Origin of the sequence: Natrarchaeobaculum aegyptiacum (assembly GCF_002156705.1) — an archaeon.
GTDB classification, from domain to species: Archaea; Halobacteriota; Halobacteria; order Halobacteriales; family Natrialbaceae; genus Natrarchaeobaculum; species Natrarchaeobaculum aegyptiacum.
Window position 1 is genome coordinate 1,042,737 of record NZ_CP019893.1, and the last position, 13,757, is coordinate 1,056,493.

Annotated in this window: 10 protein-coding genes; 8 read left to right on the forward strand and 2 right to left on the reverse strand. The window is 64.2% G+C overall.

Annotated features, from left to right (window positions below):
• The first annotated feature begins 50 nt into the window (after window positions 1-50).
• From B1756_RS05230 to B1756_RS05250, 5 genes are all read left to right on the forward strand, one after another.
• A complete protein-coding gene (locus B1756_RS05230) occupies window positions 51-1,286 on the forward strand; it encodes a lactate 2-monooxygenase (protein ID WP_086887594.1) in 1,236 nt (411 codons plus the stop codon).
• 174 nt (window positions 1,287-1,460) lie between these two features.
• Entirely contained in the window at window positions 1,461-2,570 is a 1,110-nt protein-coding gene (locus tag B1756_RS05235) for a hypothetical protein (protein ID WP_152031255.1), read from the forward strand.
• Between the two features lie 171 nt (window positions 2,571-2,741).
• A complete protein-coding gene (locus B1756_RS05240) occupies window positions 2,742-3,170 on the forward strand; it encodes a 30S ribosomal protein S12 (RefSeq protein WP_086887596.1) in 429 nt (142 codons plus the stop codon).
• Between the two features lie 2 nt (window positions 3,171-3,172).
• Complete coding sequence (locus tag B1756_RS05245; protein WP_086887597.1) at window positions 3,173-3,781, forward strand: 30S ribosomal protein S7; 609 nt, start codon at window positions 3,173-3,175, stop codon at window positions 3,779-3,781.
• A 258-nt stretch (window positions 3,782-4,039) separates the two neighbouring features.
• Complete coding sequence (locus B1756_RS05250; RefSeq protein ID WP_086887598.1) at window positions 4,040-6,934, forward strand: FIST N-terminal domain-containing protein; 2,895 nt, start codon at window positions 4,040-4,042, stop codon at window positions 6,932-6,934.
• A 66-nt stretch (window positions 6,935-7,000) separates the two neighbouring features.
• On the opposite strand, the gene B1756_RS05255 is transcribed toward B1756_RS05250, so the two are convergent.
• Window positions 7,001-7,756 (reverse strand): DUF5781 family protein, encoded by a 756-nt coding sequence (locus B1756_RS05255; RefSeq protein ID WP_086887599.1) that lies wholly within the window; start codon window positions 7,754-7,756, stop codon window positions 7,001-7,003.
• A 293-nt stretch (window positions 7,757-8,049) separates the two neighbouring features.
• Between B1756_RS05255 and B1756_RS05260 the strand changes: the two genes are divergently transcribed.
• From B1756_RS05260 to B1756_RS05270, 3 genes are all read left to right on the forward strand, one after another.
• Entirely contained in the window at window positions 8,050-8,532 is a 483-nt protein-coding gene (locus tag B1756_RS05260) for a hypothetical protein (RefSeq protein WP_152031256.1), read from the forward strand.
• A 182-nt stretch (window positions 8,533-8,714) separates the two neighbouring features.
• A complete protein-coding gene (locus B1756_RS05265) occupies window positions 8,715-10,901 on the forward strand; it encodes an elongation factor EF-2 (RefSeq protein WP_086887601.1) in 2,187 nt (728 codons plus the stop codon).
• A 367-nt stretch (window positions 10,902-11,268) separates the two neighbouring features.
• On the forward strand, window positions 11,269-12,801 hold the full coding sequence (locus B1756_RS05270) for a hypothetical protein (protein WP_186336503.1): 1,533 nt from the start codon (window positions 11,269-11,271) through the stop codon (window positions 12,799-12,801).
• 174 nt (window positions 12,802-12,975) lie between these two features.
• Here the strand turns inward: B1756_RS05270 and B1756_RS05275 are convergent, their stop codons facing one another.
• Window positions 12,976-13,725: an SDR family NAD(P)-dependent oxidoreductase gene (locus B1756_RS05275; RefSeq protein WP_086887602.1), complete on the reverse strand. Its 750-nt coding sequence runs from the start codon at window positions 13,723-13,725 to the stop codon at window positions 12,976-12,978.
• Window positions 13,726-13,757: the final 32 nt, after the last annotated feature.

The window sequence follows — 13,757 nt, forward strand, 5'->3', positions numbered from 1 at the left end:
CGACCCGAGCGCGACAAGCTATTTTTTGTCGGCCTGTAAATGAGTTGGCTATGGACGACGAGCGCACACCACCGTACGGTCGCGAGCGACTGATCGAGGTCTACACCCAGGGGATGCTGGGGGGACAGACGCCGTCGGTTCCGCCCCGGTTCGAGGACCTCGAGACGCAGGCAAAAGCGAAACTCGAGTCGGAGGCATACGCCTACGTCGCGGGGAGCGCTGGTGCCGAGCGGACCGACCACGAGAACCGCGAGGCGTTCTCCCGGTGGCGGATCGTCCCCCGGATGCTCAGGGACGTCGCCGAGCGCGACCTCTCGGTCGAACTGTTCGGTGAGCGCTATCCGGCACCGGTCGCGCTTGCGCCGATCGGAGTGCAATCGATCCTCCACGAGTCGGCCGAACTGGGTTCGGCACGCGCGGCCGCGGACCTTGGCGTGCCGTTCGTCCAGAGTTCAGCCGCGACCGAGCCCATGGAGGACGTCGCCGAGGCGGTCGGCGACGCGCCGGCGTGGTTCCAGCTCTACTGGAGTTCGAACCGCGATCTGGCTCGAAGCTTCGTCGAGCGAGCCGAGGCGGCAGGCTACGAGGCACTCGTTGTGACCGTCGACACGCCGGTCATCAGCTGGCGCGAGCGGGACGTCGAACAGGCATATCTCCCGTTTCTCGCCGGCGAGGGCGTCGGGAACTACTTCACCGATCCCGTCTTCCGGGAGCTGCTGGGACAGCCGCCAGAAGAAAATCAGGACGCCGCAGTCATGCAGTTCGTCGACGTCTTCGGCGACGCCTCGCTCACCTGGGCGGACCTCGAGTGGCTCTCTGGCCTGACCGACCTGCCGATTCTCGTGAAGGGAATCGTCCACCCGGAGGACGCGGTGCTCGCCCTCGAGTCGGGTGCCGACGGCGTGGTCGTCTCGAATCACGGCGGTCGGCAGGTCGACAACGCGCTGCCAGCGATCGAGACGCTGCCGCAGGTGGTCGACCGGCTTCGTGAGGAGGGTCACGACGACGCCCCGGTACTGTTCGACAGCGGGATCAGGCGCGGGGCCGATGCCGTCGTCGCGCTGGCGCTGGGTGCAGACATGGTGCTCCTCGGGCGGCCGTACGTCTACGGACTCGCACTCGAGGGCGAAGACGGCGTTCGCGACGTCTGCCGGAACTTCCTCGCGGATCTCGACCTCACGATGGGGCTGTCGGGGCAGGCGTCGGTGGACGAACTGGACCGGTCGATGCTGGTCGAGCGTGAGTCGGCGGCGACACACAGTAGCGACCTCGAGAGCGGACGCTGACCCGTTTCACGAGCCACGAGCAGCGAACGCCATTCAGCCGAGACGACGCCGTCGATCAGATCTGTCGGCGGCAGACGGGAGAGCACGCAATCGTTATTCGCATCCCCTGCGAGCAAACAATCATACTATTTCGTTCCAAAAATAATAAATTACCGCGTTCGTAATCACGAGTTGATGTCAGGAAGAAGATGGGATTTCCGGGGGAAATCGACCGCAGTGGGTGCCGAGACGAGCCGCCGAGAATACCTCCACAGATCTGCTGGCGGGATAGCAGCGCTGGCGGTCACAGGCGTTGGCGTCGGTACTGCACCGATCGGTGGCGTCGCCGCGTCGGACGACGAACCGGCGGTGATCGACGACTTCGACCGCGGCGACCTAGAGCCCTACGAGAACATCGACGACGAAGATGGGGTTCCAGGCAACTACGACGTCACGTCGACCGGGAACGTCTACAGCGGTGAGTACGCACTCGAGGTGGGGACGTCGGCCAGTGGCACCGGGATTGTTTCCGAGGACGGCCTCGAGTACTACCCGAAACGCGGCGACCGCCTCGAGTGGGTCCAGTGGTTCGAGGGGCGTCACAGCTGGGGACGACGCTACGGCACGCGGTGGCGGGTCGTCCTCGTCGGGCCAGATGGCGACGCCTACCGCGTGCTCATCACCGGACGGGAAGGACACGCCGTCGAACTGCACCACCTGACGGACGTCGACGACGACGAGGCGGTACTCGACGAACAGGAAGTCGACGACTGGGGTGAGTACGAAGAACAGTGGCTCCGGACTGCCTTCGACTGGGACAGCGACGGCGAGGGAAGGCTCACCGTGACGCTGACCGACGAAGACGGCGAGGAGGTCGCGTCACTCGAGGCAGATCACGACGACGGTCCGGACGAAGCGGCCGCCGTTCGATACCGGATGACGAGTGACATCGACGACTTCGGGACGGTCTATTTCGACGAGTTTGTGGCGAACCCGGACCCCGAGAAAGGGATCGATGATGCTGAAACGGACACACAGACGGACGATTCAGGAAGCGACGACGCTAGCGAGGACGACACAGCCGATTCGACCGACGGTGGTGTGGCCGACGACGAAAGCGACGCGGATGACGCAGACGGCAGGAGCGACGACACCAGCGGCGACGATGGCGAGACCGATGCAGGTGAGGAGGACGACGGCATCCCCGCACCCGGCCTCCTCGCGGCCGTCACGAGCCTCTTCGGCGGCGGCTATCTCCTGAAACGGCGTGCAGAAACCGACTCGAGCGAGTCGACGCCCCGCTAACCGAGTGCAGACGGGTTCGTGACCCTCCGAGCGCCAGTCACTGGCCGAGAGCGACCCTCAAGAGACGAAACGCCACGAGATTGCTTCGTTACCCCCCATCGAGCGCTCTCGAGCCGTAACGCCCCGAGTCGAAACGGGTTGCTTAAGTGCCTCCGTCGGATATCGACCCCCATGGCAAACGGCAAGTACGCCGCGCGCAAGCTCAAGAAGGACCGCCAGAACCAGCGGTGGTCCGACTCTGACTACGCGCGCCGCGCCCGTGGACTTCGCGAGAAGTCCGACCCGCTCGAGGGCGCACCACAGGCCCGCGGTATCGTACTCGAGAAAGTCGGCATCGAGGCAAAACAGCCCAACTCGGCGATCCGAAAGTGCGTTCGAGTTCAGCTGATCAAAAACGGCAAGCAGGTCACCGCCTTCTGTCCCGGTGACGGTGCTATCTCGTTCATCGACGAACACGACGAAGTTACCATCGCGGGTATCGGTGGGGCGAAGGGTCGTGCGATGGGTGACCTCTCGGGGGTCAACTACAAGGTCGACAAGGTAAACGGCGTCGCGCTCCTCGAACTGGTGCGCGGGAACGCAGAGAAACCGGTGCGATAACCATGGCAGCCGAAGAACAACCAGACCCCGACGCCCCCGCCGGTGGCGCAGACGTCAGCGCGAAGCTCTTCGGGACCTGGGAGATCGACGAGATCGCCTACGAGGACCCCTCGACCGAGCGCTACATCGCGGTGACGCCGGTGGCTCACACCGCCGGTCGCCACGCGAGCAAGCAGTTCCAGAAGTCCCAGATCTCGATCGTCGAGCGGTTCATCAATCGGCTGATGCAGACCGAAGAGAACACGGGCAAGAAACAGCAGTCGCTCAACCACGTCCGTGACGCGTTCGAGCTGATCCACGACCGCACCGAGGAGAACCCGGTCCAGATCCTCGTTCGCGCCGTGGAGAACGCGGCCCCCCGCGAGGAGACCGTCCGCCTGAAGTACGGTGGCATCTCCGTCCCGAAGGCCGTCGACGTCGCACCCCAGCGACGAGTCGACCAGTCGCTGAAGTTCCTCGCCGAGGGCGTCTACAACGACGCGTTCAAGACGGCGACGCCGGTCGAGGAGGCCATCGCCTCCCAGCTCGTCGGCGCGGCCAACTACGACGTCCAGACGTACGCGATCAGCCAGAAAGAGGAGAAAGAGCGCGTCGCGGCGGCTGCCCGCTAACGCGGTTTTACCTTCTGTTTCGGACCCGTCTCGAGTAGCAACTGGTTTCTGTCGGCTGCCAGCAAAGCCAGCGGTACCAGCAGACGCGAGCCCGGATCGTCGGGGTCCGAGTCACTGCCACCGGGAGGCACGACATACAGGCTCGATAAACGGCGCGTCGGTTTTCTTTCGGTGAACAGTCATCACCGTTCATCGTGGTAAACGTAACACATGTTTCGATAGATAGTAACATCGCTGGATCGGCGGTATACGACACGTATGAGTGTGGTACACGGGTCGTCAGCAGCCGAAACGAGCGTTCGAACCGGGATTCTCTCGGCCGGAATCGCGGCCGTGGTGATCGTCGCCGGGTGGGTAGCTGGGCTGGCAGGATTGCTCGCCGGGGGCGCACTGATCGTCGTCGCCGGAACGGTGACCGGCTATCACGCGGGGAACCGCGTCGACGAGACGGTCGACCGACTCCAGACCGAGGTACAGTCGGTCGAGGCGGACGACGATGCGTTCGAATCGGTCACCGACCTCGAGGACGTCGCCGACGTCGTTGGGTCGACGGTGCAGGACAATCGCCGGCTTCGCGAGCGCACCCGGGAACTCGAGGAGACGGTCGACCGACTCGAGGGGCGAAACGAGCGGATCGAGGCGCAGGCAGCGGAACTCGAGGAGGCGATGCAACTGTGTGCGGCCGGTCGCCTCGCCCACCGACTCGAGCCGGACGAGGAGGCACCGCTGTCGGTCGCCGACGAGTTCAACGCCATGATGGACGAACTCGAGGGGACGATCCGTCACCTCAAGAACTTCGTCACGCTGGTCGTGACCTCGAGTGACGAACTCATGGCCGGTGTCGAACAGGTGACGACGGCGAGCACGGAGATCAGCGACGACGTTCAGCAGATCGCAGACGGTGCGTCGGTCCAGTCGCAACGACTGGACGCCGCAACCGCCGAGATGGGCGTTCTCTCGTCGAACATCGAGGAGATTGCGAGTCACTCAGAACGCGTCGCGACGCTCTCTGCGGAGACCGTCCGAACTGGTCGAGACGGGAAGCAAGCCGCGAAAACGGCGATCGACGGCCTCGAAGAGATCGAGGCCGGGTCGGCCGAGGCAGTCGAAGCGATCGAGCGGTTGCGTGCGGACGTCGACGAGATCGACGAACTGGTCGAGATGATCGCGGAGATCGCCCACCAGACGAACATGCTGGCGCTGAACGCCAACATCGAAGCCTCACGGGGCGCGAGCCAGGGTGGTGACGGCGAGGGATTCGGGGTCGTCGCCTCGGAGATCAAATCGCTCTCCGGCGAGGTGCAGTCTGCAGCCGAGGCCATCGAGACGCGACTCGACCGGATCCAGACCCGGACCGAAGAGACGACCGAGACTGTCACGGAAACCGAGACGATGATTGCGGCCCACACCGACGCCGTCGATCGGGCGCTGACCGCACTCGAGGAGATCGCCGAGTACGCAGAACAGACCAACGACGGCGTTCAGGAGATTCACGCGGCGACCGACCAGCAGGCGCAGTCCACCCAGCAGGTCGTCGCACTGGTCGACGAGACGGCGACGATCGGCGACCGGACGTCGTCACTGTCCGAGAACGTCGCGGCGTCGGCCGAAGAACAGGCGAGCGCGCTCTCGACGGTCTCAGAGCGCGCAGCCGAGCTTTCGGAGAACGCGGCGTGGCTTCGAGACACGCTCGACATGTACAAGGCCCGACGGGACGTTCCGGGGCAGGACCACCCGCCAGCAGCGTCTGCGTCGGTATCGGCATCGGCAACCGCCGACCGCTCGAGTTCGAGCGCGACCGGAGGAGTCGACGCCACGACGGGAGTCGGTTCGGGCGAGAGCGCCACCGGGGAACCAGCAGAGCCGGCGTCCGGCCACGGAAAGCAACCGACGTTCGAATTCGGCGGCGTCGACGACGAAGACGACGCTGGACTCTCGACGCAGTTCGCAAGCGGCTCCGCCGTCGGTGACGACGGGTTCGAGGTCGGGAAACGGGCGGCGACCCGGGCGGCGGCAGGCCTCGAGACCGACGGCCGCGTCGACTTCGGGCAGGTGTTCTGTTCGCCCGCGTACGACTACGAGGCCGTGCTCGAGGGAATTCGCTCGGTGGTCGGCGAGGAGACCGACCTGATCGGGTCCTCGTCGTCCGGTGAGTTCACCGAGGAGACGAGTACCGACGGGAGCGTGACGGTCGCACTCGTCGCGAGTGACACCGTCTGCTTTTTCACCGGGATCGGGACCGACCTCTCAGACGGCGTTGCCGCGGCAGTCAACGAGGCCGTCGACTCGTTCCCGGCGTCGGTCGAGGGCTACCCACACCGGTCTGCGATCGTCCTCCACGACGGCCTCGCGGGCGTCGGCGATCAGGTCGCGGTGGCCACCCAGCGAAACCTCGGGCACGACGTGAGTCTCGTCGGTGGATCGGCCGGAGACGATCTGGCGATGGAGGCGACACACGTCTTCTGCAACGAAACCGTCGCCACCGACGCAGTCGTCGTGGGGCTGCTGGCCTCGAAGACCCCCACGACGGTCAGCGTCGACCACGGCCACGCACCGATCTCGGAACCGCTGACGGTGACGCGATCGGACGGTGGGCGCGTCCTCGAACTCGACGGCAAGCCGGCGTTCGAGGCCTGGCGAGCGGTCGTCGAACCCTACCTCACAGAGCGCGGCCGGAACGTCGACTTCGACGCCCTCGAGGACGACAGCCGGGAGCTACTCGACTTGCTGACCGAGTTCGAGTTTGGCATCGAGGAGGGTCGTGGCGCGAGCGACGACGGCTACAAGATCCGGTGGCCGGGGCTGTCTCTGACGACGGCAGGTCACCTCGACTTCCCGGTCGGCGTCCCCGAAGGGACGGAACTGCGCGTGATGCACAGTCCCAAACCAGAACAGATCGAGTCGGCCCGGAACACCGCTCGCGAGGCCGTGGCGAACACTGGCCAGACCGGGATCGCCGGCGGCTTCGTCTACGACTGTGCCTGTCGGTCGATCATCCTCGAGGACTCGTTTGGCGAGGCCGTCGACGCGATGGCCGACGAACTCGAGGTGCCGTTTACCGGCATCGAGACGTACGGGGAACTCTGCATGGAGCGAGGACAACTGAGCGGCTACCACAATACGACGTCGGTCGTCATGTTACTCCCCGAGTGAGCCGTCACTCTCCCGGTGGTCGTGGGCCGTCCAATCGACTACCGGGTGAAACCACGACGGATCGTCTCAGTCGGCCGCCGGTCCCTCACCGCCGACGTACGACCGCGTCGCGTCGACGAGCACCTGTCGGTAGGCACTCGAGTCCGGGTCGCGGGCGAGTTCGCGGAAGCGGCGCTTGAACCCCTCGAAGTCGACGTCGGGGGCGTCCATCGCGGCGACGTGGGCGAGGTCGTACAGTCGGTGGTCGTCGTCGACAAGGTCGTGACGCTCGGCGAGAGCGAGCGCGAACGCCGCGTTGACGGCCGTGATGTCGGGGTCGGCGCTCGGAGAGAGCCGCTCGAGCCCCGGGCGAGCGGGCGTGTCGGGCCGGTCGGCGATGGCCGCCGCGAGGCTGGACTCGAGGTAGGCGAGCAGTTTCTCTCCGGGGCCGACCGAGAGGGTGATGTCGTCGGCGTAGATGTCTTTCATGTGGTTTGCGATCTGGTGGCAGTGTGCGAGTTTGCGCCGTTCGACCCGGCGGCCTGCGAGGGCGAGGTAGAGCACTTCCTCGATCGACTGGGTGTGTGAGGGGTGAGCCTGCTCGTAGCGAGCCATGTGGGAGAACTCGTGGAGGGCGAGTTCGCGGGCCATGGCACTCGAGGCGGCCTGCCGGGAGATGTTCAGCACGTGGCGGTCGTCGTAGTGACCAGCCCACGTGCGGACGTCCGGATCGTCACGGAGGCGGACGTAGACCGGCAACGAGAGGTCGTGCTCGGTCTCGAAGAGGTCTCGAGCGCTCAGAAAGGGAGACGTGGGACCGGGGCCCTGAACGCGGATATCCATGTGTACCGGTATCAGGGGTTGGGACTGTATGGCTCTTTCGCCCAGTTCGTCGAGTGAACGATCGGGTGACGACGCCGTCGACGTCGGTCCGGTGAGATCCTGTCCGTTCCCGCAACTATTCACCGAGTTGGAAGAGTCTTTAAGCAACCAGATTCATAGTAAATTACGAAGACATGGTGTCGAGACGACTGCTGCTCGCGTCGGTCGGTGGAACGGTAGCGACGAGCGGTGTCGCCGGATGCCTGTCCCAACTGTCGTCGGACGACGAGAGTAGCGAAGTGCTCTCCAGGTGGATGGTTGACAGGAAGACAGTTACCATTCGATGGATCCCCGATCTGGAAGAGTCGGTCGCGTTCAGTACGGGACTGTTTCAGCTCAACTACATGCGGCCGGATCGGGTCACTGGTGACGTCCCACAGGAGTACGACGAGCAGTATTCCTCGCCGGCGTCGTTTACCATTCCGGCCGACTTTCACGAGTACGTCGAAGACGAGTACGACGAGATCTATTACGAAATCGGCTTCGTCGACGTCGAAGGGGAAGAAATTCAGAACGAGTACCGGGACGAACACCTCTCTCGAGAGGATTTCAATCGCGTTCAACTCGGTGACGCAATCGACATCGAACTGCCGGACGGCGGCTCCGTCGCAGATGAGGGAACCATCCTCGACGTCGAATCGTTCCACGACGTCGACGGCCTCGAAGAAGACGTCGACGTGTACAGTTTCGCTGAGTACCGGCGCGAACGGAGGGCAGACCGCCGAAACGACGAGTGATCGTCTGCGGCCGTCTCGACGGACGCGGGCGGCGGACTCGGCTTCCGTCCGACACGGACGGTAACCTGATTGTTATTCACTCACGCAATAAAGAGAGTTCGGTGCTCAGCCCCAAGAAACCGGCAGATCCGACGCCGACGAAACACTACCCTTTTGACCCCGCTACCGGTAGAGAGGGGTATATGGGCCGACGCAAGAAGATCGTCCAAGAGTGTGAACGGCTGATGGACGAACCGGAGAACATCCGGAACATCGCCATCGCCGCTCACGTCGACCACGGTAAAACGACCCTTTCTGACAATCTCCTCGCGGGTGCGGGCATGATCTCCGACGAGACCGCCGGCGAACAGCTCGCGATGGACACGGAAGAAGACGAACAGGAACGTGGGATCACCATCGACGCGGCGAACGTCTCGATGACCCACGAGTACGAGGGTACCAACCACCTCATCAACCTCATCGACACGCCGGGCCACGTCGACTTCGGTGGCGACGTCACCCGTGCGATGCGCGCCGTCGACGGTGCGCTCGTCGTCGTCGACGCCGTCGAAGGTGCGATGCCCCAGACCGAGACCGTTCTCCGGCAGGCCCTGCGCGAGGGCGTCAAGCCAACCCTGTTCATCAACAAGGTCGACCGCCTGATCTCCGAACTGCAGGAAGGTCCCGAAGAGATGCAGCAGCGACTCGTCTCGGTCATCAGCGACGTCAACGAACTTATCGCCGGCATGACCGAGGACATGGACGACGTCGACGACTGGACCGTCTCCGTCGAAGACGGCACCGTCGGCTTCGGATCCGCCCTCTACAAGTGGGGCGTCTCGATGCCCTCGATGCAGCGCACCGGCATGGACTTCGGCGAGATCATGGAACTCGAGCGGTCGGACAAGCGCCAGGAGCTCCACGAGAAGACGCCGCTGTCGGACGTCGTCCTCGACATGGTCTGTGAGCACTTCCCGAATCCCGTCGACGCCCAGCCCCGGCGTATCCCCCGGATCTGGCGTGGCGACGACGAGTCCGACCTCGCAGAGCAGATGCGTCTGGTCGACGAAGACGGCGAGGTCGTCTTCATGGTCACCGACATCTCGATGGACCCACACGCCGGCGAAATCGCCTCCGGTCGCGTCTTCTCGGGCAGCCTCGAGAAGGGCCAGGAGCTGTACGTCTCCGGTACTGCGGGCAAGAACCGCGTCCAGAACGTCGGCATCTACATGGGTGGCGAGCGTGAGGAAGTCGATCAGGTCCCGGCGGGGAACATCGCCGCCGTCACCGGCCTGCGCGACGCTATCGCTGGCTCGACCGTCTCCGAAACGGATATGACGCCGTTCGAGTCGATCGAGCACATCTCCGAGCCGGTCATCACGAAGAGCGTGGAGGCCCAGACGATGGACGACCTGCCGAAGCTCATCGAGACGCTGCGTCAGGTCTCCAAGGAGGACCCGACCATTCAGGTGACGATCAACGAGGACACCGGCGAGCACCTGATCTCCGGGCAGGGTGAACTCCACCTCGAGGTCATCACCCAGCGTATCGAGAAGAACCAGGGCATCCCGGTCAACACCGGTGAGCCGATCGTCGTCTACCGCGAGGCCGTCCAGCAGTCGAGCGACACGGTCGAGGGGATCTCGCCGAACCGCCACAACCGCTTTTACATCTCCGCAGAGCCCCTCTCCGAGGAGATCGTCGAGACACTCAAACTCGGCGACGCCTCGATGGACATGCCCGAACTCGAGCGCCGTGAAGCGCTCATGGACGCCGGCATGGACAAAGACGACGCGCAGGTCGTCGAGGAGATTCACGGGTCGAACATTCTGCTGGACCAGACGAAGGGGATCCAGCACCTGAACGAGACGATGGAGCTGTTCATCGAGGGGCTCGAGGAGGCCCTCGACAACGGTCCCCTCGCTAACGAACCCGTTCAGGGCACTCTCATCCGGCTTCACGACGCGAAGCTTCACGAGGACACTATCCACCGCGGTCCGGCACAGGTTATCCCCGCGACCCGCGAGGCCGTCCACAAGTCGCTGATCGACGCGAAGATCAAGATGCTCGAGCCGATGCAGGACGTGCGCATCGACGTGCCAAACGACCACATGGGTGCCGCCTCCGGCGAGATCCAGGGTCGACGTGGTCGCGTCGACGACATGTATCAGGAAGGTGACCTCATGGTCGTCGAAGGGATCGCCCCCGTCGACGAGATGATCGGCTTCGCGAGCGACATCCGCTCTGCGACCGAGGGTCGTGCCTCCTGGAACACCGAGAACGCCGGCTTCGAGGTCATGTCCGACTCGCTCCAGCGTGAGAAGATCATGGAGATCCGCGAACGCAAGGGCATGAAACTCGAGCTGCCGCCGAGTATCGACTACATCTAACGGCACCGCGACCGCGGCACGAACGCGATTTCTTTCGACGGCACTCGTTCGACGAGAGTGGTCTGTGGCGGTGCTCCACTGCGGCGAGCCACTCCCAGTAGTCGACCACTCGTTATTTTAATCCGACATATGAACGACTGATATTGTGCACCTTCATACCCGTTCACAATGTAAAAAACTCAAAACCATTTGCTATAGATTTACCATTTTTAATCAACAATATTTAACACTACGATCCTATTTTGTTGTCCCACTCACACGCAAGAAAGCCTGCGTGGGTACGTGAGCGGGCAGTGTCGTTCGCCGACGAGTGGCGACGCTGTGAGTCCGCCAGCGCCGGGCGTCGTACGGCGTCGAACGATCAGACATGAACCGACGAGCATTCATCGTAGGAACGGGCGGTATCGGCACAGCAGCAATCGGCGGCGCAGTCGTCCTCTCGGGGTCGGCAGCGGCCGAAATCGAGGATCACACGTTCTCCGGAACGAGCATTAGCGGGGAAAGCGACGACGGGTCCGTCGACGACATTCGCGCGGGAGCGACGGGCGTCGGCTTTCGGTACGAGGGGCTCAACGAAGAGCCAGAGGAAGCGACGGTCGAACTGCAGGTGGTTCACGACGGCGACGTCGAGACCATCGACGAGGCGACGACCGACGTGAGCGGAACCAGTGATTCGAACGTCCCACTCGGCGAGGACCTCGAGGGCAGTGTCCTCGATCACGACGGTCTCTCGGCAAACGACTTCCAGGCGGACGAAGACGGCGGGATGACCGAGAAGGACGTCACCCTCCGCCTCGAGGTAACGATCACCGACGTCAGCGGGTCGAGCGAGACCGACCTGAACGTCGTCATGCGCAACACGGAAGCCCGCGCGAACGTCGGCGGCGAAGCCGAAGGCGAGGTCGTCACCGACGAAGACGAGGACGACGATGACGACGAGACGGGGCCAGTCGATGAGATCAACGCCATCGTCGACGACGTCAACGCCGAACTCGAGAACGTCGATCCGGTCGAGACCATCGACGACACCGACGACGACACCATCGAGGGGCTGATCGAGGACGTCTTCAGTCAGGTCACAGCCGAGATCGAAGCACAGACCGGCATCGAGTACGACGTCTCCACGCCCGAGGAAGCACGAGACGAGGCCGCCGAGGCCGATCTCCCACCCGTCGCCGACGCACTCGAGAACGCCGCCGACGCCGTCGAAGACATCGCAGACATCGCCGGTTTCGACCTCGACGACCTCGAGGACGACGATGACGACGAGACGGGGCCAGTCGATGAGATCAACGCCATCGTCGACGACGTCAACGCCGAACTCGAGAACGTCGATCCGGTCGAGACCATCGACGACACCGACGACGACACCATCGAGGGGCTGATCGAGGACGTCTTCAGTCAGGTCACAGCCGAGATCGAAGCGCAGGCGGGCATCGAGTACGACGTGAGCACGCCAGACGAGGCCCGCGACGAGGCCGAGGACGCGCCGCTGCCCGACATCGCGGACGCACTCGAGAACGCCGCCGACGCCGTCGAAGAGATCGCCGACCTCGCCGACTACGAACTCGAGGACGGTGACGACGGCGACGACGAAGACGATCAGGAGGCGATCGACGAGATCAACGCCATCGTCGACGACGTCAACGCCGAACTCGAGAACGTCGATCCGGTCGAGACCATCGACGACTTAGACGACGGGACGATCGACGACCTCACAGACGACGTCTTCAGTCAGGTCACAGCCGAGATCGAAGCGCAGGCGGGCATCGAGTACGACGTGAGTACGCCCGACGAGGCACGTGACGAAGCCGAGGACGCACCGCTGCCGGACATCGCGGACGCACTCGAGAACGCCGCCGACGCCGTCGAGGAGATCGAATCCCTCGCCGAGGGGTAGCGATCACGCCGCGTCTCCCGCGACACGATCGCGGACGGCCGTCCCAGTGGCTGCTCCCCGGACGGTCACCCTGACCGTCCGATCGACTGACACACCACGCTCCCGTTCGATTTTTGCGTCGTCCGGTCGCCTACCGGATCCGTGCCGAAAACGGCGACGGGACGATAGTCCGTCTCAGCAACAGGAGAAACCGCCGTCGACGACGAGGGCATGCCCGGTGACCCAGGCGGCGTCGTCGCTGGCGAGGAAGGCCATCGCACCGGCAACGTCCTCGGGGCGACCGAGTCGCTTGAGCGGGTAGTGTCTGGCCATCTCGGATTTCGTCGCTGCCCACTCCTCCTCGGAGCGGTTCTTCCGGGGCATCGGGGTGTCGGTGACGCCCGGACAGACCGCGTTCGCCCGGACGCCGTGCGGGCCGACCTCGGCGGCGACCGTCCGCGTGAAGTTGACCACGGCACCCTTCGAGAGCGAGTACGCCCCGAGCTGTGGTGCGCCGATGACACCCGCCAGCGACGCCGTGTTGACGATGGCACCCGATCCCTGCTCTGTGAGGTGGGGGATCGCCGCACGACAGCCGTTCCAGACGCCGGCGACGTTGACGTCGAGAATTCGATCGCGCTCTGTGAGGTCGATCTCCTCGACTCGCGCCCGGTCGTGGCTAACGCCCGCGTTGTTCACCACCACGTCGAGTCCGAACGTCTCGACGGTTTCGTCGATCGCCGCCTGAACGGCGTCAGCGTCCCGGACGTCGAGTTCGATCGCTCGCCCGTCGGCCTCGAGTCGGTCGATCGTTTCCTCGGCTCCCTCGAGATCGAGGTCGGCGGCGACGACCGTCGCGCCCTCGTCGGCGAACCGCGTTGCCGCCGCTCGTCCCAGTCCAGAACCGGCACCCGTGATGAACACTGTCTTGCCATCGAATCGCATGCAGTATTGTGTGACCTGATAACACATATACT

Excerpts from the sequence above, each read along its gene's own strand:
- B1756_RS05230 (WP_086887594.1), top strand. The coding sequence starts at position 51 with ATGGACGACGAGCGCACACCACCGTACGGTCGCGAGCGACTGATCGAG.
- B1756_RS05235 (WP_152031255.1), top strand. The coding sequence starts at position 1,461 with ATGTCAGGAAGAAGATGGGATTTCCGGGGGAAATCGACCGCAGTGGGT.
- B1756_RS05240 (WP_086887596.1), top strand. The coding sequence starts at position 2,742 with ATGGCAAACGGCAAGTACGCCGCGCGCAAGCTCAAGAAGGACCGCCAG.
- B1756_RS05245 (WP_086887597.1), top strand. The coding sequence starts at position 3,173 with ATGGCAGCCGAAGAACAACCAGACCCCGACGCCCCCGCCGGTGGCGCA.
- B1756_RS05250 (WP_086887598.1), top strand. The coding sequence starts at position 4,040 with ATGAGTGTGGTACACGGGTCGTCAGCAGCCGAAACGAGCGTTCGAACC.
- B1756_RS05255 (WP_086887599.1), bottom strand. The coding sequence starts at position 7,756 with ATGGATATCCGCGTTCAGGGCCCCGGTCCCACGTCTCCCTTTCTGAGC.
- B1756_RS05260 (WP_152031256.1), top strand. The coding sequence starts at position 8,050 with ATGGTTGACAGGAAGACAGTTACCATTCGATGGATCCCCGATCTGGAA.
- B1756_RS05265 (WP_086887601.1), top strand. The coding sequence starts at position 8,715 with ATGGGCCGACGCAAGAAGATCGTCCAAGAGTGTGAACGGCTGATGGAC.
- B1756_RS05270 (WP_186336503.1), top strand. The coding sequence starts at position 11,269 with ATGAACCGACGAGCATTCATCGTAGGAACGGGCGGTATCGGCACAGCA.
- B1756_RS05275 (WP_086887602.1), bottom strand. The coding sequence starts at position 13,725 with ATGCGATTCGATGGCAAGACAGTGTTCATCACGGGTGCCGGTTCTGGA.